This window comes from Marimonas lutisalis (assembly GCF_005434965.1).
GTDB lineage: Bacteria > Pseudomonadota > Alphaproteobacteria > Rhodobacterales > Rhodobacteraceae > Marimonas_A > Marimonas_A lutisalis.
Genome location: NZ_SKCI01000002.1, coordinates 697,021 through 714,867 on the forward strand (window position 1 = coordinate 697,021; position 17,847 = coordinate 714,867).

The window sequence follows — 17,847 nt, forward strand, 5'->3', positions numbered from 1 at the left end:
ATGAGATGAGCGGACTTCCCGTAGCGCACGAGGTTCACCCGGCGGGCAGCTGGACACTGGCCGCCACCCGGTGCGAGATGACCTATGAGGAGCGGTTTTTCCGGCGCAAGAAACTGATCACGGTGGATGGCTGGGCCCTGGTCGCGGATTTTCCGCAGACCCGATCGCTTGAGCATGGTGATGCGCTGCAGCTGGAAGATGGGCGGCTGGTCGAGGTGGTGGCGGCCCCGGAGGCGCTGCTATGCGTCGAGGGCGCAGACCTGCCGCGGCTGGCCTGGCATATCGGCAACCGCCATACGCCCTGCCAGATTGAGGCAGGCCGGTTGCTGATCCGCGAGGACCGGGTCATTGCGCATATGCTGGAGCATCTTGGCGCGACGATCACGCCGATGAGAGCGCCCTTTACCCCCGAGGGTGGGGCCTATGGCCACGGGCGGACCCATGCGCATGAGCACGGGGCCTCGGCGCATGTCGCCTGATCATCGCTTGCTGACGCTGGCCCAATGGGCCTCGCCCGGATATCCGACAGGGGCGTTTGCCTATTCACACGGGCTTGAAGCCGCGATCAGGGCGGGGTGGGTGAAAGATGCTGGCACGCTTCGCCTCTGGCTGCGGGCGTTGCTGGCGCACGGATCGGCGCGAAGCGAGGCGGTCTGGCTGGGCTTGGGCTACCGGGCCGGGAGTGCTGCCGCCCTTGAGGAGCTGGACGCGTTGGCTGCGGCGTTCGCCGCCACGCGGGAGCGCCTTCGGGAAAGCCGCCGCCAGGGGGCGGCGTTCCGGCAGGTGACGAACGCGGTCTGGGGTTTCGATCTGCCCGAGGTCATGCTTCCGCTGGCCTTCGGACAGGCCGCGCATCGCGCGGGGATCGACCTGGCCCCGGCGGCGATCGTGTTCGTGCAGGCCTTCGTGGCCAATCTGGTCTCGGCGGCGGTGCGCCTCGTGCCGCTGGGCCAGACCGAAGGCCAGCAGGTGATCGCATCGCTGGCGGCGGCGTGCGCGGCCCTGGGAAAAGTGGCGGAAGCGGCGACGCGCGACGACATTTTCAGCAATGCCTTCCTGTCGGATATCGCGGCGATGCAACATGAAAACCTTGAGCCGAGGTTGTTCCAGACATGACACAGATGAATGGCCCGCTGCGTATTGGAATCGGTGGTCCCGTCGGGGCCGGCAAGACGACGCTGACGGCGCGGCTGGCGCAGCGGCTGAAGGATGAGTTTTCCGTCGCGGTCATCACCAATGACATCTACACGCAGGAAGATGCCGAGGCCTTGATGCGGATGCAGATTTTGCCGTCGGACCGGATCATCGGGGTGGAAACCGGCGGCTGCCCGCATACCGCCATTCGCGAGGACGCGTCGATCAACCTGGCGGCCATTGCCGAGATGACCGGGCGCCATCCCGACCTGGAGATCGTCTTCGTGGAATCGGGAGGTGACAACCTGTCGGCCACGTTCAGCCCGGAACTTGCCGACCTGACGGTTTATGTTATCGACGTGGCCGCGGGTGAAGAGATCCCGCGCAAGGGTGGACCGGCGATCACGAAATCCGATCTGCTGATTATCAACAAGGTCGATCTGGCCCCGCATGTCGGCGCGTCGCTTGATGTGATGGAGCGGGACGCGAGCCGAGTGCGTGCCGGGCGCCCGTTTGTCTTTGCCTCTCTCAAGTCCGATTCGGGGGCCGATGTCATCGCAGCGAAGATCAAGGACCTGGCGGGCCTTTGATGTCCGGCCCTGGCCGATGTGGTTCGGGTAACACTGGATTTATGGCGGAGGAGGTGGGATTCGAACCCACGGTGGGCGTGAACCCACGCCGGTTTTCAAGACCGGTGCATTCGACCACTCTGCCACTCCTCCGGTGCGCTGTGCGTAAAGGAGCGCTGACGATTCTTGAAGACCTGATCGCGTCGGCCTGGAAATGAGGTAGACGGTCATCGGTGAACAGGTGTTTCGGAAGGGAAAGTGTGCAGGTGGCTTTTTCTACCGAGATGGTAAGTGTGCGCATTATCTTGCATCGAAAAGCGTGCTGTGCATTATATAGCATAAGGACGAGTCGCACGGTGAGCCGGCGACTCGTCATGGCCGCGCTTGTGGGAGGAGACAGGCGCGGCGACACAGGGAGGAAAACAGATGTCCGAGAACCAGAACGCGGCCCTATATTTCGTGGACCGTCATCTCGCCGAAGGCCGGGCCAACAAGCCCGTGTTCCGCGAGGCGGCGGGTGAGAAGCGGCAGTTCACCTATGGTGCACTGGCCGAACAGAGTTCGCGTTTCGCCGGTGCGCTGCAACGGGCCGGCATGCGCCGTGACGAACGCGTTTTGCTGCTGATGCTGGATGTCATCGAGCTTCCGGTAGCGTTCTGGGGTGCGCTGAAGGCCGGCGTGGTGCCGATCCCGCTCAACACGCTTTTGGCGACATCGGTATATGACGAGATTTTCCATGACAGCCGTGCGTCATGCCTGGTGGTGTCGGCCGAGCTTTATGACACCGTGAAAGAGGCATTGCCGCTCAACCCGTTCATCCGCGACGTTGTCGTGGTGGGCGGTGACGCGCCCGATGGCACACGCAGCTACGCCGATTTCATGGACGGCGCCGAACCGGGCGAGGTTGCGCTGGCCTCGGAGGACGAAACGGCGTTCTGGCTCTATTCCAGCGGCTCGACCGGGCGGCCCAAGGGCGTAAAGCACGTGCATGGCGCGTTGAAGGCGACGGCGGATACCTATGGTACGCAGGTCCTGAAAATCCGCGAGGATGATACCGTTTTCTCGGCCGCGAAAATCTTCTTCGCCTATGGTCTTGGCAATGCAATGACCTTTCCAATGTCGGCGGGTGCGACGACGGTGCTCTACAACGGTCGCCCGACGCCCGACACGGTTTCAAGCATTCTGGCGCAGGAGCAGCCGACCGTGTTCTGCGGGGTGCCGACACTGTATGCGGCGCTGCTGCATTACTGGGAAACCGATGGCAAATGCCCCGACGCGCCGCTGCGCACATCTATTTCCGCTGGTGAGGCGCTGCCGGCCGAGATCGGGCGGAAATGGAAAGAGCTTTGCGGCACCGACATCATGGATGGCGTGGGGTCGACGGAGATGCTGCACATCTTCCTGTCGAACAAGCCTGGGGATATCGAATATGGCACATCGGGCACGCCGGTGCCCGGCTATGATGTGCGCCTGGTGGATGAAAGCGGCGATGAGGTCGGCCCGGGCGAAGTGGGTGAACTTCTGGTCCGTGGGGCTTCGGCGGCCGATGGATACTGGAACCAGCGAGGCAAGAGCCGTGCGACATTTGAGGGCGAATGGACGCGCACGGGTGACAAGTACGAGCGCAACGAAGCCGGGCGGTTCATCTATTGCGGGCGCACCGACGACATGTTCAAGGTGTCGGGTATCTGGGTGAGCCCCTTCGAGGTTGAGCAGGCCCTGGTATCGCATCCGAACGTTCTAGAGGCTGCGGTGGTGCCGTGGCGCGATGCCGAGGATCTTGAAAAGCCGAAAGCCTTTGTCGTGCTGAAAAGCGGGGCGGATGACGGCACGCTGGATGCGCTGAAGGAATTCGTGAAAGAGCGCATCGGCAAATGGAAATACCCCCGCTGGGTTGAGGTTGTTGAGGAACTGCCCAAGACCCCGACCGGCAAGATCCAGCGCTTCAAGCTTCGGCAGGGGGCGTGATGGCATTTGCCTGGTGCGACGGCGCAAGCGGCTTCGTCGAGGCGGGCGGCAAGCGGTTGGAATGCCGTGCGGTTGGCCCCGCGCCGCACGAGGCGCCCACGATCGTTCTGTTGCATGAAGGGCTGGGTTGTGTCGCGCTGTGGCGGGGTTTTCCCGAGGCGCTGGCGCATGCCACCGGGATGGGGGTGTTCGTCTATTCGCGTGCGGGTTATGGCCAGTCGGATGCCAACCCGCTGCCTTGGCCGCTGGACTATATGACACGAGAGGCGGTGGATGTGCTGCCCGATGTGCTGGACGCCATCGGGTTCCAACGCGGCATCCTGCTGGGGCATAGCGACGGCGCCACGATCGCCGCGATTCATGCCGGCAGTGTCGAGGATTTCCGGGTGCGGGGCCTGGTGCTGATGGCGCCGCATTTCTTCACCGAAGAGATAGGCCTGGCCGAGATCGAGAAGGCGCGCGACGCCTATGAGACAACCGATCTGCGCGAGAAAATGGCCAAGTATCACAAGGATCCGGACAACGCGTTTCGCGGCTGGAACGATAGCTGGTTGGCGCCGGGGTTCAGGACGTGGAACGTGGCGGACGTGATCGACTACCTGCGCGTTCCCGTGCTGGCGATCCAGGGCGAGGGCGATCAATACGGTACGCTGGCCCAGATCGACGAGATCGCAACGCGGGCCTATGCTCCGGTTGAAACGCTGATCCTGAGCGATTGCCGCCACTCGCCGCAATTCGACCAGCCCGAAAAGGTGTTGACCGCCATTTCGGATTTCACCACGCGGCTTGAGCGGATCGAGGCGGCGGAACCCGAGGGAATATGATGCAGCGCATGCCGGTGCATTGCCAGACCGCATTGCCGCCTTATGCCTACGTGCCAGGGCAAACGCCACGCCATCCCGAGGGCATGTTCGATGCAATTCGCGAGACCGCGCGGCCAGGCATGTCAGTGCATGAATTGTCTGCCTGCCCGGCCTGGCGGTGCGGGAAGCACTATCTTGCCAAGGGGTTTTTCTGGGAGGCGCATGAAGTTCTCGAAGCGCTCTGGATGGCCTTGCCGCATAATACGGCCGAGCGGGAACTGGTGCAGGCGATCATCCAATTGGCCAACGCAGGTTTGAAACTGCGAATGGGGCGGGAAAAGGCTGCCGCGCGACTGCTGGGAGAGGCGTCGCGCCATGCAGGGGAAGCGGACCGTAGGGGACGCGGGCAGGTGCTGGGAATCGATCCGGGCGACTTGCTCGGGGTAAGCGCGGGAATAAAAGCGGACGATTCGGAAATATGCAAAATAATGCATAAACTTTTGGATCAGAAAATCAGCGTTTTGAGGGATAGGTAATTATTTCAATGAATTAGGGTTTGCAGTATTATGCATGTGTCGGTTTACTTTGTGGGGTTTTGTAACTATGCTGCATCAAAAGGGAGGCCTCGAGAGGGGATGCGCGATGACCAAGATGATTGATTTCCAGACGGATCCTTCGAAGTACCGCCACTGGCGTGTCGAGTATGACGGGCCGATTGCCAATCTGTACATGGATGTGGATGAGAATGGCGGACTGTTCGAGGGCTACCAGCTCAAGCTCAATTCCTACGATCTCGGCGTTGATATCGAGCTGAGCGATATCGTGCAGCGGATGCGGTTCGAACATCCCGAGGTGAAAGTCGTGGTGATGCGTTCGGGCAAGGACAACGTGTTCTGCGCCGGCGCAAACATCCGCATGCTGGGCGGGGCTGAGCATGCCCACAAGGTGAATTTCTGCAAATTCACCAATGAGACGCGTAACACCTATGAGGCGGCGGAGGCCGACAGCGGCCAGAAGTACATCGCCGCGGTCAAGGGCTCGTGCGCCGGCGGCGGCTATGAGTTGGCGCTGGCCTGCAACTACATCATGCTGACCAATGACAGCTCGTCCAGCGTGGCGCTGCCCGAGGTGCCGCTTCTGGCGGTGCTGCCGGGGACAGGTGGCTTGACCCGGGTGACCGACAAGCGGCAGGTGCGCCGTGACCGGGCAGATGTTTTCTGCGCGATGGAGGAAGGCATTCGCGGTGAGCGCGCGAAGGAATGGAAGCTGGTTGACGAGGTGGTGCCGAATTCCCGGTTCGATGAAGTCGTTGCCGAACGGGCGCGCGAGTTTGCGGCGGCGTCATCGCGGCCGAACAATCTGACCGGTATCGCACTGACGCCGCTCAAGCGCGAAATCGGTACCGACTCGGTGACGTATTCGACCGTCGAGGTGGAACTGGACCGTGATGCGCGCAAGGCGACCATCACGATCAACGGTCCGCAGGATGACGCGCCGGCAGATATGGATGCGTTCACCGCGCAGGGTGCCGAGGCTTGGATGCTGCGGGCCGCGCGCGAACTGGACGATGCGATCCTGCACCTGCGACTGAACGAGATGGAGCAGGGCCTGTGGGTTATCCGCACTCAGGGCGATCCCGAAAAGGTTCTTGCGCATGAGGCATTGATGCTTGCGAACAAGGATCACTGGCTGGCCAACGAAGTGCTGCAATTGTGGAAGCGGGTGCTGAAACGGGTCGATGTGACCTCGCGTAGCCTGGTGGCGTTGGTTGAGCACGGTTCTTGCTTTGCCGGTGTTCTGGCCGAACTGCTCTTCGCGGTCGACCGGTCCTACATGATGGAAGACGAGTTCGAGGGGGATAACCGGCCGATGGCGACGGTGACCCTGGCGGAGAGCAATTTCGGGCAATACCCGATGGGCAATGACCTGACCCGGCTGCAGACCCGGTTCTGGGGCGACGAGGCCTCGGTCGAGGGTGCGAAGGGGCGCATCGGCGAAGCGCTGGAGGCCGAAGAGGCCGACGAGCTGGGCCTTGTGACCTATATCCTGGACGACATCGACTGGGAGGACGAAATCCGCATCTTCATGGAAGAACGTGCGAGCTTCAGCCCCGATGCGATGACGGGGATGGAAGCGAACCTGCGTTTTGCCGGGCCCGAGACGATGGAAACCCGCATCTTTGGCCGGCTGACCGCCTGGCAGAACTGGATTTTCAACCGCCCCAACGCGGTTGGCCCCGATGGCGCACTTCAGCGTTATGGCACCGGGGTGCGGGGCGACTATAACATGCAACGCGTATGACGACAGCAATGCCGGGCTGAAGCCCGGCCTACGGTAACCACCGGGGTACGGCGGGCTTCAGCCCGCCGGTCCGGCGACAAGGAGGAACGATATGCTTGACCTGATCAACGTGAGTTACGACACGCAGATACCCAACAACGTGGGGCTGAGCTCTGACAAGAAGGTGCTGAAGGCGCTGGAAAAATGGCATCCGGGCTATATCGACTGGTGGAACAAGCTCATTCCGCAGAATTTCCAGGAATCGCTGGTCTACCTGCGAACAGCCGTGTCCGTTGATCCGAAAGGCTGGGCCAAGTTCGACTATGTGAAGATGCCGGAATACCGCTGGGGCGTTCTGCTGGCGCCGCAGGTCGAGGACCGCCGCATCCCTTGTGGTGAGCATGCCGGCGAGCCCGCCTGGCAGGAGGTTCCGGGCGAGTATCGCAACATGCTCAAGCGCCTGATCGTGATCCAGGGCGACACCGAGCCGGCAAGCGTGGAGCAACAGCGGCTTCTGGCGCTGACCGCGCCGTCGCTTTACGACATGCGCAACCTGTTCCAGGTGAACGTGGAAGAGGGCCGCCACCTGTGGGCCATGGTTTACCTGCTGCACAAGTATTTCGGCCGCGATGGCCGCGAAGAGGCCGATGACCTGCTGCGACGCCAGTCGGGCAGCGAAGAGGCGCCGCGGATGCTGGGTGCGTTCAACGAGGAGACGCCGGATTGGCTGTCGTTCTTCATGTTCACCTATTTCACCGACCGCGACGGCAAGATGCAGCTGGAAAGCCTGGCGCAATCGGGCTTTGACCCGCTGAGCCGCACCTGTCGCTTCATGCTGACCGAGGAAGCGCACCACATGTTCGTGGGTGAAACCGGCGTGGGCCGCACCATCCAGCGCACCTGCGAGGTGATGAAGGAAAACGGCATCGAAGATCCCTATGAGATCGACCGTATCCGTGCGCTGGGCGTCATTGACCTGCCGCTGATCCAGAAGAAGCTGAACCTGCATTATACGCTCAGCCTTGATCTGTTCGGGCAGGAAGTGTCGACCAACGCGGCCAACGCGTTCAACGCGGGGATCAAGGGCCGCTACCAGGAGCATCGCCTGACTGACGATCACAAGCTGACGGGCGACACCTACAAGGTTTGGGATATCGTCGACGGCAAGATCGTCCAGCACGAGGTGCCGGCCCTGACGGCAATCAACATGCGCCTGCGCGACGACTACACCCGCGATGCCGCCGGTGGCGTTGGACGCTGGAACAAGATCATCGAGAAGTCCGGGATCGACTTCGAGCTGAAGCTGCCGCACGAGGCGTTCAACCGGAAGATTGGAGTCTTTGCCGACAAGCTGATCGATCCCGAAGGCAATTTCGTGAGCGGTGCCGAGTATGACGCGGGCGAGCCGAACTGGCTGCCCAGCCATGCCGACGGCGATTTCATCCAGTCGCTGATGAAGCCGGAATACGAGCCGGGTAAATACGCCCGCTGGATTGCGCCGCCGAAGGTGGGCATCGACAACAAGCCGGGCGACTTCGAATACGTGAAGCTTGCCATGGCGTGATCCGGTCCTTGATCTGAAGCAAGGACCCGCGCGCCCGGAGCGTGGCAGCACGTTCCGGGCGCCTTAAACAGGGAGAACCGGTATGACCGCGATGAATATCACCAGAAGCCGGGGCGAGACACGCCATTCCAAGGCGATTGCCGACCGCGTGGCGCGGTTGGGCGTGCCCTGCGTGGGCTGCACCAACTGCCGTGGCCTGTGCAAGGAATTGATCGAGGCGATGATCGTGCCGGAAGTCGTTCTGAAGAGTAAGCGTGAGACGGTATGAACAAGCCTGTCAAACAACACCTGATCGACCCGGAAATCTGCATCCGCTGCTACACCTGCGAGATGACCTGCCCGATCGAAGCGATCACCCATGATGACATGAATGTCGTGGTGGATGCCGAGAAGTGCAATTTCTGCATGGATTGCATCCCGGTGTGCCCGACCGGTTCGATCGATGAATGGCGGGTGGTGAACACGCCTTATTCGCTGGAAGAGCAGTTCGAATGGACAGAACTGCCCGAGCAGGAAGACCTGGGTCAGAGTGAGGCCGAGACAGGCCTGGAAGCGATCGACGAGGCGATGGCGGCCCTGCTGGCCGAAGCCCATGCTGGCGCGGGCGGCAAGGCCGTGGCGCCCAGATCGGCGGCCAAGCCGTCGGTCAACCTCTACACGCTGGGAAAACCCGCCGTGGCCAAGGTGCAGGGCAACTACCGGCTGACCGATGATCCCGATCACGACGTGCGCCACATCATCCTGGATCTGGGCGGGCAGCCTTTCCCGGTTTTGGAGGGGCAGAGCGTGGGGATAATCCCGCCGGGCGAGGATGAAAGCGGCAAGCCGCACCTGCCGCGTCTCTATTCGATTTCCAGCCCGCGCGATGGCGAACGTCCCAACTACAACAACATTTCCCTGACGGTGAAGCGCGAACAGGGCGGTCTCTGCTCGAACTATGTCTGCGATCTGGAAAAGGGCGACGAAGTTCAGCTGACCGGACCGTTCGGAGCGACCTTCCTGATGCCGGACGATGCGGATGCGCGGCTTCTGATGGTGTGCACGGGCACTGGAAGCGCGCCGATGCGCGCCTTCACCATGCGCCGCCAGCGTGCGGTTGGTGGCAAATCGGGTGGCATGCTGATGTTCTTCGGCGCGCGGAACCCGGAGAGCCTGCCCTATTTCGGGCCGTTGAAGAAAGTGCCCGAGGCACTGCTCAAGCAGCACCTGGTCTATTCCCGCGTGGACGGCCAACCCAAGGAATACGTGCAGGACCGGATGATGGCCGAGGAAGAAGCCGTGGCCGAAATGTTGACCGACCCCAACACGCATATCTACATCTGCGGCCTGAAAGGCATGGAGGAAGGCGTGGAACATGCGCTGACCAACATCGCCGAGAGCATCGGGCAACCCTGGGCCGCCCTGCGCGACGTGATGCGCAGCGAAGGGCGCTATCACGTGGAAACATACTGAATATGAAGACCAGATCGGGCCAGCCGCCCTTTGAACACGAAATTCGCGTTACCTGGGGCGACTGCGATCCGGCCAAGATTGCCTATACAGGGCGGATCCCGAACTGGGCGCTGGATGCGATCAATGCCTGGTGGGAGCACCATCTGGGCGGGGATGGCTGGTACCAGATGGAACTGGACCGGGGCTATGGCACGCCCTTCGTGCATATGAGCCTGGATTTCCGGCACGTGATCACCCCGCGCCACCGACTGATTTGCACGGTGGCGCCGACCCGGTTGGGCAATAGCTCGATCGCGTTCCGGGTCGAGGGATATCAGGACGGCAAGCTGTGTTTCGAAGGGCAGTTCGTGTGCGTTTTCATCGTCTCGGAAAGCTTTGCCCCGCGCGGCGCACCCGCTGAAATCCGCGAGATCGTCGAACCGCTGATCGTGGAAATGCCTGAAAAATAGTGCGTATTGCATGGCGGGTTGCGCTGGATCAATTGATTCAGATGCAAATGGGCGCTATGTTTTGTGCATTATTTTTCATGTAGGGTGCGAATGTCCGAGATCACCAATTTCCGTGGCGAGGTTGCGCGGCTGCATGATGAAGCCTCGGCTGATATCGCTGCCGAAGCATTGCTGAAACGCGTTGGCGAGCGTGTGCGCCGCGCGCGCGAGCGCAAGGGAATTCCGCGCCGGGTGCTGTCGGAAAAATCTGGCGTGTCGCCGCGCTACCTGGCACAGCTTGAAGCCGGAGCGGGCAATATTTCGATCGGGCTCCTGCAACGGGTCGCGAGCGCGCTGGATCACCGCATAGAATGGCTGGTGGGCGAGGATGACCCGTGGACGTCGGACGTGGTGAAGGTGGCGCGGCTGTTCCGGGTGGCCAATGCGAAGGTTCAGACCACGGTTCTGGAGACGCTGAACGCGATCGAGTTTCATACTGCGCGGGCACAGCGGGTCTGCCTGATCGGGTTGAGAGGTGCCGGCAAATCGACATTGGGCCGGATGGCAGGCGCGGCGTTGAATATCCCCTTCGTCGAGTTGAACCGCGATATCGAGGAACACAGCGGCATGCCCATTGACGAGGTGATGGCGCTTTACGGGCAGGACGGGTACCGCAACCTCGAGGCGCAGGCGCTGCGCCGCGTGATCGAAACGCATGATACGATGATCCTGGCTGTGGCAGGCGGGATCGTGGCAGACCCGGAAACCTTCGGCATGTTGCTGAACCATTTTCACACGATCTGGATTCGCACGTCGCCAGAAGAGCACATGACCCGTGTGCGCGAGCAGGGCGACGAGCGACCAATGGCGGGCATGCCTGAGGCGATGGACCAGCTGCGTGCGATCCTGTCGAGCCGCGAGCCGCTTTATGAAAAGGCGCTTGCGCAGGTGGATACGGCAGGGCGAACGCCGGAGGAGTCGCTGCACGATCTGCTGGACGTGATCGAGCGCCACAGGTTTCTGGCCTGATTTCGGGGCTGCATCCGGACACGGGGCCGAAATTCGCGATATGCTGGGCCGTGGGTGCGGGAAAATCCGCCGAAGTCGGTGCGCAGACTTTCCATGACGCCTTCATCACGCTAAACTGAAGTTGCTTTGACTGCGGTTGCGCGGACAGGGCATGAGGACGTGCATGGCGAAATACCGGTCTATCCGGAACAACAACAGGCCATATCGGGCAGAGGAAAACGCATGAAGTTCAAAGCGTTGAGCAAGAACGGACCGGTGCGCGCCGGACGGCTGGCCGCTTCTATCGGGGTGCTGATGGCGCTTTCGGCCTGCGAAGAGGGCGCGAATTTCAACCTGTTTCAGAAAAAACCGGCAGAAGCCGAAGATGGCGTTGCAGCAACCAGCGCAGGCGGCAAGACCGTTGAGCGCGATGTCGAGGCGCCCGAGGTGTTCCAGGTGACCGAGGCCGGTTTGTGGGACGGGCGACCATCGCTGGGGGGCGTCTGGGTGGCGCATCCGGACGTGAAAGACCCCGAACGGGTGATCATTCGCAACACGAGCAACAACAAGTTCGTCGTCGGTGCGCTGTTCCGGCGCGAGCGAGAAAACCCTGGACCGCGTCTTCAGGTGTCGTCGGATGCGGCCGAGGCCCTAGGCATGCTGGCCGGTCAACCGTCGCAACTCAACGTGACGGCACTGCGCCGCGAGGAAGTGGCCGAAGAACCACCGGTTGAAGAAACCGCAGCGCTCGATGCCCCGGACGAGGTGAAAGCCACGGCGCTTGACCCGGTGGCCGGCGCCGCGGCAGCGATCGACGCGGCCGCGGCGCAGGACACGCAAACTGCCGCTGCCGCCGCTGCTGCGCCGAAACCCGCCGCCAAGCCGAAGCCCTCAGGGCTTGCCAAGCCCTATATCCAGATCGGGATATTCAGCGTCGAGAAGAACGCCAACAACACCGCGGTCGCGATGCGGCAGGCGGGCATGGTGCCGACGGTCAAGAAGCAGAAGCTGAAGGGCAAGACCTTCTGGAGGGTTCTGGTCGGACCGGCAACTAACAGCGCGGAACGGGCGGCGCTGTTGAAAAAGATCAAGGCATCGGGCTTTACTGACGCATATTTCGTGACGAACTGAGCCTGAGTCGCCCATGCCTGGACTGATCAATCGCCTATTTCCCGGCCTTCTGGCCCTGTTGCTGTTTGCCCTGCCTGCCAATGCCTTCGAAACCAAGGCGCGCGCGGCCTTCGTGCTGGACCAGACGACCGGGACCGTTCTTTTGTCGAAAAACGCCGATCAGCCATTGCCTCCGGCTTCGATGAGCAAGCTGATGACGCTTTATGTGGCCTTCGAGGCAATCCGTGATGGCCGGCTGTCTGTTGGCGAACGGTTGCCGGTTTCCAGTCACGCGATGAGCTATGGCGGATCGACGATGTTCCTGGATACCACGGACCGGGTAAAGGTCGAAGACCTGCTGCGCGGGATTATCGTGCTGTCAGGCAATGATGCCTGCGCGGTGATCGCGGAGGCGCTGAGCCCGGACGGCACCGAGGCGGGTTTCGCGCGGTTCATGACGCAACGCGCCCAGCAGATGGGTATGACCAACTCGACCTTTGCCAATTCCAATGGTTGGCCGGCCCCGGGTCACCGGATGAGCATGCGGGACCTGGCGTTGTTGGCGAACCGGATCATCAGCGACTTCCCGGAATTCTACCCGATGTTCGCCGAGCAGGAATTCAAGTTCGACGGGCGCGCACCGCAGAATGCGCGTAATCGGAATCCTCTTCTGGGCCTAGGCATCGGGGCAGATGGCCTCAAGACGGGGCACACGAACGAGGCGGGTTATGGTCTGGTCGGATCGGCTGTCCAGGGAGACCGGCGCGTGATCTTCGTGGTTTCGGGCCTGGATACGGCGCAGGCGCGTGCTGAAGAGGCCGAGGCCATCGTTAACTGGGCCTTTCGCCAGTTTGCCCAGAAGCAGGTGATCAGGGAAGGCGAGATCCTGACCGAGGCCGAGGTGTGGATGGGTGAGACGCCGACGGTCGGATTGGCCGCGCAGGAGGATGTGAGCACGTTGGTGCCCGTGCTGGGCGCCGACAAGGTTCCGGCCGAGATTGTCTATACCGGCCCGTTCAGCGCGCCGATCCGGAAAGGCCAGGAGCTGGCCGAGTTGATCATCCGGCCCGAGGGCCTTGAGGAGACCCGCGTGAAACTGGTTGCCGATCGTGATGTGCAGAGGGGCGGGTTCATGGTGCGCATGAAGACCGTGTCGAGCATCCTGATCGACCGTCTCAACAAGGGTCCCGAGGGCGCGTTTTGAACGGTGCAGGCAGGTTTATCACCTTCGAAGGCATCGACGGGTCGGGAAAGTCAACACAGGCAAGACACCTGGACGGGCGCCTGCGCGAGGAAGGCTATGATACGCTTCTGACGCGTGAGCCCGGTGGTTCACCCGGGGCGGAGGAAATCCGCGCACTGGTCCTGGAAGGCGATCCCGACCGCTGGTCGGCGGAAACCGAGATCCTGCTTTTCACGGCGGCGCGCCGTGACCACCTGGAGCGGACCATTTGGCCGGCGCTTGAAGCGGGCAAGGTGGTGATCTGCGACCGTTTCGTCGACAGTACGCGGATGTACCAGGGGCTGAGCCGCGGAGACCTGCGCGCGCAGGTCGATGCCCTGCATGAATTGATGATCGGAACCGAGGCCGACCTGACATTGCTGTTCGACATGGATCCGGGGCTGGGCCATCAGCGCGCCAAGGCCCGCGCGACCGCCGAGGAGCGTTTCGAAGATTTCGGCGAAGGGCTGCAGGCGCAGATGCGGCAGGGTTTCCTGGCCCTGGCCGAAGAGTTTTCCGAGCGTTTTCGTGTGGTGGACGCAGGCCGCGAAATCGATGCTGTGGCCGAGGATGTGGCGCGGATCGTGCTGGAGCATCTGCGATGAGCGATGCTGCCGAGCTGCCCGAACCCGACAGAGTAGAAGGAGCCCCGCATCCGCGCGAAACATCGCGGATGTTCGGCCAGTCCGCGGCCGAGGCGGCATTCCTGGAGGCCTACAATTCCGGGCGCCTGCATCACGCCTGGCTGCTGACAGGGCCGCGCGGAGTGGGCAAAGCCACGCTGGCCTGGGCGCTCGCGCGTTTCCTTCTGGCGACGCCCGAAGCGGATGATGGCGGCCTTTTCGGCGATGCGCCGCCCACCCCCGAGAGCATCGACATCGACCCGGAACACCCCGTGGCGCGGCGTATCATGGCCGGATCCGAGCCTGGCTTGAAGCACGTGACACGCAGCCCGAACCCGAAAACCGGGCGAATGCGCGACGTTATTTCTGTCGAGGATATCCGGGCTCTTACACCGTTCCTTACCCTCTCGGCCGCGGAGGGTGGACGACGCGTGGTGATCGTCGACAGCGCCGACGAGATGAACACGCAGGCGGCCAATGCGCTGTTGAAAATGCTCGAAGAGCCACCAGCGAAGACCGTGATGTTCCTGGTGTCGCATCAGCCGTCGCGGTTGTTGCCAACGATCCGGTCGCGCTGCCGCGAACTGCGGCTGGTGCCGCTATCGGCCGAAGATATGCGCCATGCGCTGGACCAGGCCATGGAGACGCCTGTCGAGATGACCGATGCGCTGGCGGCCCTTGCGGCCGGCTCGGTGGGCGAGGCGGTGCGGCTGACCAACCTGGGCGGGCTTGAAATCTATGGTGCGCTGGTGGATCTGTTCCGCGACCTGCCCAAGCTTGACCGCAGCGCGGCCTTGTCGATGGCCGAAGCGGCGGCGGCCCGTAGCGGTGAGGCGAAACTGGATATCCTGATCGGAATGATCCAGCTGTTTTTGGCAAGGCTGGCGCGCACCGGTGCGATGGCGCAACCGCCCATACCGGAAGCAGCGCCCGGCGAAGGCGAGATGCTGATGCGCCTGGCGTCCGACGCAAGACATGCGCGCCGATGGGCGGACATGGCCGAAGAGTTGGGCGGGCGGATGCGGCATGGACGGGCCGTCAACCTTGACCCTGCGGCGCTGATCCTTGATACGATCTTCAGGATACAGCAAACCGCGAGGGGCTGACCCCGCGCCGGGACATTCAATGACCGATCTAGCACAGATTACCGACAGCCATTGCCACCTGGATTTTCCCGATTTCCAGGGGGAACTGGATGAGGTGACTGCCCGTGCCGTGCGCGCCGGGGTCACCCGGATGGTGACAATCTCCACGCGCCTGCGCAACGAACCACAGGTGCGTGCAATCGCAGAGGCACATGCGCCTGTTTTCTATGCAGCCGGCACCCACCCGATGAGCGCGGCCGAAGAACCAATGGCCACGGTGGACGAGTTGTGCGCGCTGGCGAAGCATCCGAAATTCGTTGGTATCGGTGAAACCGGGCTGGATTATCACTACACCGCCGAGAGCGCGAAGATGCAGAAGGAAAGCCTGCGCATTCATATCGCGGCTGCACGGCAGACCGGGTTGCCGCTGATCATCCACGCCCGCGCGGCGGACGAGGACATGGCCCGCATCCTGGGCGAGGAATATCGCAATGGTGCCTATTCCTGCGTGATGCATTGCTTTTCTTCGAGCGCCGAGTTGGCCCGCGCGGCTCTGGATCTGGGCTTCTATCTGTCGATGTCAGGCATTTTAGCCTTTCCCAAAAGCACCGAGCTGCGCGAGATCTTTGCGGCCGCACCGGTCGACCGCATATTGGTCGAAACCGATGCGCCCTACCTGGCCCCGCCGCCGCACCGGGGCAAACGGAACGAGCCGGCCTATACCGTGCATACCGCAAAGGTAGGCGCCGAGCTGTTCGGTATGGACTATGTCGAGTTCGCCGCGCAGACGCAGGCGAATTTCGAACGGTTGTTTTCAAAGGTCGCGCAATATGAGGCAGCGGCGTGATGGCGGAGTTGCGTTTTACCATTCTGGGTTGCGGATCATCCGGCGGTGTGCCGCGGTTGGGCGGGCACTGGGGCGAATGTGACCCGAGCAACCCCAAGAATACGCGCCGGCGCTGTTCGATGCTGGTCGAGCGCATCGACGGCAATGGTGTGACCCGCGTTCTGATCGACACCTCCCCGGACTTGCGCTCTCAGCTGCTGGATGCGGCCGTAGGAGAGCTGGATGGCGTCGTCTATACCCACAGCCATGCCGATCACGTGCATGGTTTGGATGACCTGCGGATGATCGTCTTCAACATGCGCCGAAGGCTGCCGGTCTGGGCGGATGGTGACACCCAGAACGATCTTTATTCGCGGTTCGGCTATGCTTTCGTGCAACCCGAGGACAGCCCCTATCCCCCCATTCTGGACATGCACACGATCCGTGGCGACGTGACCATCGACGGGGCGGGGGGCGCGGTGACGCTGTTGCCCTTCAAGGTCAACCACGGTTCGATAGATGCACTGGGGTTCCGGATCGGCGATCTGGCCTATCTGCCGGACGTGGCGCAGATGACCGAAGAAGCCTGGGCCGCCGTCGGTGGGCTTGAGTACTGGATCCTCGACACGTTGCGGCGTGCCCCGCATCCCACCCATTCGCACCTGGAACAGTCGCTGGACTGGATCGCGCGCGCAGCCCCGAAGCGTGCAGTGCTGACCAACATGCATATCGACCTGGATTATGCGACGGTGGACGCGGAAACGCCCGAACACATCACCCCGGCCTATGACGGGATGGTGATCACCCTGCCGGCCTGATCCATGCAGGCCCTGCTGGATGTCATCCTGCCCGTTTTCCTGGTGATCGGTTTTGGCTACGCAGCGGTCTGGCGCGGGTACCTGAGCGACGCCAATATCGACGGAATGATGAAGTTTTCGCAGGGGTTTCTTTTTCCTGCGCTTCTGTTTCAGGCGATTGCGCAACTTGATCTCGGCCACGCGTTCAACGCGCCGCTGCTGATCAGTTTCTACACAGGATCGACTGTCAGTTTCACCTTTGGCCTATTGGGTGCGCGCTTCCTGTTTCGCCGCGATTGGGAAGAAGCGGTGGCGATCGGGTTCTGCTGTCTCTTCGCTAACTCTCTGATGCTGGGCCTTCCGATCACGGAGCGGGCTTTTGGCGCGGCGGCGATGGAGCCGAACTATGCCATTGTCGCGGTGCACTCGCCCTTTTGTTATGGCCTTGGCATTACGGCGATGGAGATTGCCCGGGCGCGGGGCCAATCGCTGGCCAAGTTGCCGGCAACCGTTCTGAAGGCGATGTTTCGCAATGCGCTGGTCATCGGGATCGGGTTGGGATTTGTCGTCAACCTGATGTCCATACCGCTGCCCGAGGCCGTGCTGGACGCTGTCGAGATCGTTACCCGTGCGGCGTTGCCCGTGGCGCTTTTCGGCATGGGGGGCGTTTTGGTGCGCTACCGACCGCAGGGGGATATCAAGGTGATCGCCTATGTTTGCCTCGCGGCGCTTGCGCTGCATCCAACGGTCGTCTGGTTCATGGGCAAGGCGCTGGACATCACGCGGGGCGAGTTCCGCTCGGCTGTGTTGACCGCGGCGATGGCGCCGGGCATCAATATCTACGTGTTCGCCTCGATCTATCAGAAGGCGCAGCGGGTGGCGGCGTCGAGCGTGCTTCTGGGCACGACACTGTCGATCGTGACGGTATGGCTGTGGCTGGGTGCGCTGCCTTGATCCGTCTCAAGGACCGCTGCGAAA

General features: G+C 62.2%; 19 protein-coding genes and 1 tRNA gene. 19 read left to right on the forward strand and 1 reads right to left on the reverse strand.

Features of this window, described 5'->3' with window-relative positions; genetic code table 11:
- Positions 1-5: 5 nt before the first annotated feature.
- Genes E0501_RS11525 through ureG form a run of 3 tightly spaced genes read left to right on the forward strand, consistent with a single transcriptional unit; the run spans position 6 to position 1,724 of the window.
- Positions 6-479: an urease accessory protein UreE gene (locus E0501_RS11525; protein WP_137701497.1), complete on the forward strand. Its 474-nt coding sequence runs from the start codon at positions 6-8 to the stop codon at positions 477-479.
- Complete coding sequence (locus tag E0501_RS11530; RefSeq protein WP_137701498.1) at positions 469-1,116, forward strand: urease accessory protein UreF; 648 nt, start codon at positions 469-471, stop codon at positions 1,114-1,116. Before E0501_RS11525 ends, E0501_RS11530 begins: the two co-directional genes overlap by 11 nt.
- Positions 1,113-1,724: an urease accessory protein UreG gene (gene ureG / locus E0501_RS11535; RefSeq protein ID WP_137701499.1), complete on the forward strand. Its 612-nt coding sequence runs from the start codon at positions 1,113-1,115 to the stop codon at positions 1,722-1,724. The genes E0501_RS11530 and ureG overlap by 4 nt, the downstream gene beginning before the upstream one ends.
- A gap of 42 nt (positions 1,725-1,766) precedes the next feature.
- Here the strand turns inward: ureG and E0501_RS11540 are convergent.
- Positions 1,767-1,856 (reverse strand) — tRNA-Ser (locus tag E0501_RS11540).
- A 273-nt stretch (positions 1,857-2,129) separates the two neighbouring features.
- Between E0501_RS11540 and E0501_RS11545 the strand changes: the two genes are divergently transcribed.
- The 16 genes from E0501_RS11545 (at position 2,130) to E0501_RS11620 (ending at position 17,823) form a co-directional block, all read left to right on the forward strand.
- Complete coding sequence (locus E0501_RS11545; RefSeq protein ID WP_137701500.1) at positions 2,130-3,671, forward strand: benzoate-CoA ligase family protein; 1,542 nt, start codon at positions 2,130-2,132, stop codon at positions 3,669-3,671.
- Complete coding sequence (locus E0501_RS11550; RefSeq protein ID WP_137701501.1) at positions 3,671-4,495, forward strand: alpha/beta fold hydrolase; 825 nt, start codon at positions 3,671-3,673, stop codon at positions 4,493-4,495. Before E0501_RS11545 ends, E0501_RS11550 begins: the two co-directional genes overlap by 1 nt.
- On the forward strand, positions 4,492-5,010 hold the full coding sequence (locus tag E0501_RS11555) for a DUF309 domain-containing protein (protein ID WP_137701502.1): 519 nt from the start codon (positions 4,492-4,494) through the stop codon (positions 5,008-5,010). Before E0501_RS11550 ends, E0501_RS11555 begins: the two co-directional genes overlap by 4 nt.
- A 106-nt stretch (positions 5,011-5,116) precedes the next feature.
- Complete coding sequence (gene boxC, locus E0501_RS11560; protein ID WP_137701503.1) at positions 5,117-6,775, forward strand: 2,3-epoxybenzoyl-CoA dihydrolase; 1,659 nt, start codon at positions 5,117-5,119, stop codon at positions 6,773-6,775.
- 91 nt (positions 6,776-6,866) lie between these two features.
- Complete coding sequence (gene boxB, locus E0501_RS11565; RefSeq protein WP_137701504.1) at positions 6,867-8,318, forward strand: benzoyl-CoA 2,3-epoxidase subunit BoxB; 1,452 nt, start codon at positions 6,867-6,869, stop codon at positions 8,316-8,318.
- Between the two features lie 82 nt (positions 8,319-8,400).
- Positions 8,401-8,586 carry a hypothetical protein gene (locus tag E0501_RS11570; protein WP_137701505.1) on the forward strand — a complete coding sequence of 62 codons (186 nt, stop codon included), beginning with the start codon at positions 8,401-8,403 and terminating at the stop codon, positions 8,584-8,586.
- A complete protein-coding gene (gene boxA / locus E0501_RS11575) occupies positions 8,583-9,770 on the forward strand; it encodes a benzoyl-CoA 2,3-epoxidase subunit BoxA (protein ID WP_137701506.1) in 1,188 nt (395 codons plus the stop codon). The genes E0501_RS11570 and boxA overlap by 4 nt, the downstream gene beginning before the upstream one ends.
- A 2-nt stretch (positions 9,771-9,772) precedes the next feature.
- Positions 9,773-10,219 carry an acyl-CoA thioesterase gene (locus tag E0501_RS11580; protein ID WP_137701507.1) on the forward strand — a complete coding sequence of 149 codons (447 nt, stop codon included), beginning with the start codon at positions 9,773-9,775 and terminating at the stop codon, positions 10,217-10,219.
- 90 nt (positions 10,220-10,309) lie between these two features.
- Positions 10,310-11,227: a helix-turn-helix transcriptional regulator gene (locus E0501_RS11585; RefSeq protein ID WP_137701508.1), complete on the forward strand. Its 918-nt coding sequence runs from the start codon at positions 10,310-10,312 to the stop codon at positions 11,225-11,227.
- 222 nt (positions 11,228-11,449) lie between these two features.
- Positions 11,450-12,337 (forward strand): SPOR domain-containing protein, encoded by an 888-nt coding sequence (locus E0501_RS11590; protein ID WP_137701509.1) that lies wholly within the window; start codon positions 11,450-11,452, stop codon positions 12,335-12,337.
- Between the two features lie 13 nt (positions 12,338-12,350).
- A complete protein-coding gene (locus tag E0501_RS11595; protein WP_137701510.1) occupies positions 12,351-13,520 on the forward strand; it encodes a D-alanyl-D-alanine carboxypeptidase family protein in 1,170 nt (389 codons plus the stop codon).
- Positions 13,517-14,143, forward strand: a complete 627-nt coding sequence (gene tmk, locus E0501_RS11600) for a dTMP kinase (protein WP_137701511.1) — start codon at positions 13,517-13,519, stop codon at positions 14,141-14,143. Before E0501_RS11595 ends, tmk begins: the two co-directional genes overlap by 4 nt.
- Positions 14,140-15,267 carry a DNA polymerase III subunit delta' gene (locus E0501_RS11605; RefSeq protein ID WP_137701512.1) on the forward strand — a complete coding sequence of 376 codons (1,128 nt, stop codon included), beginning with the start codon at positions 14,140-14,142 and terminating at the stop codon, positions 15,265-15,267. Before tmk ends, E0501_RS11605 begins: the two co-directional genes overlap by 4 nt.
- A gap of 19 nt (positions 15,268-15,286) precedes the next feature.
- On the forward strand, positions 15,287-16,093 hold the full coding sequence (locus E0501_RS11610; RefSeq protein ID WP_137701513.1) for a TatD family hydrolase: 807 nt from the start codon (positions 15,287-15,289) through the stop codon (positions 16,091-16,093).
- Positions 16,093-16,890, forward strand: a complete 798-nt coding sequence (locus tag E0501_RS11615; protein WP_137701514.1) for an MBL fold metallo-hydrolase — start codon at positions 16,093-16,095, stop codon at positions 16,888-16,890. The genes E0501_RS11610 and E0501_RS11615 overlap by 1 nt, the downstream gene beginning before the upstream one ends.
- A gap of 3 nt (positions 16,891-16,893) precedes the next feature.
- On the forward strand, positions 16,894-17,823 hold the full coding sequence (locus E0501_RS11620) for an AEC family transporter (RefSeq protein ID WP_137701515.1): 930 nt from the start codon (positions 16,894-16,896) through the stop codon (positions 17,821-17,823).
- The last annotated feature ends 24 nt before the right edge of the window (positions 17,824-17,847 follow it).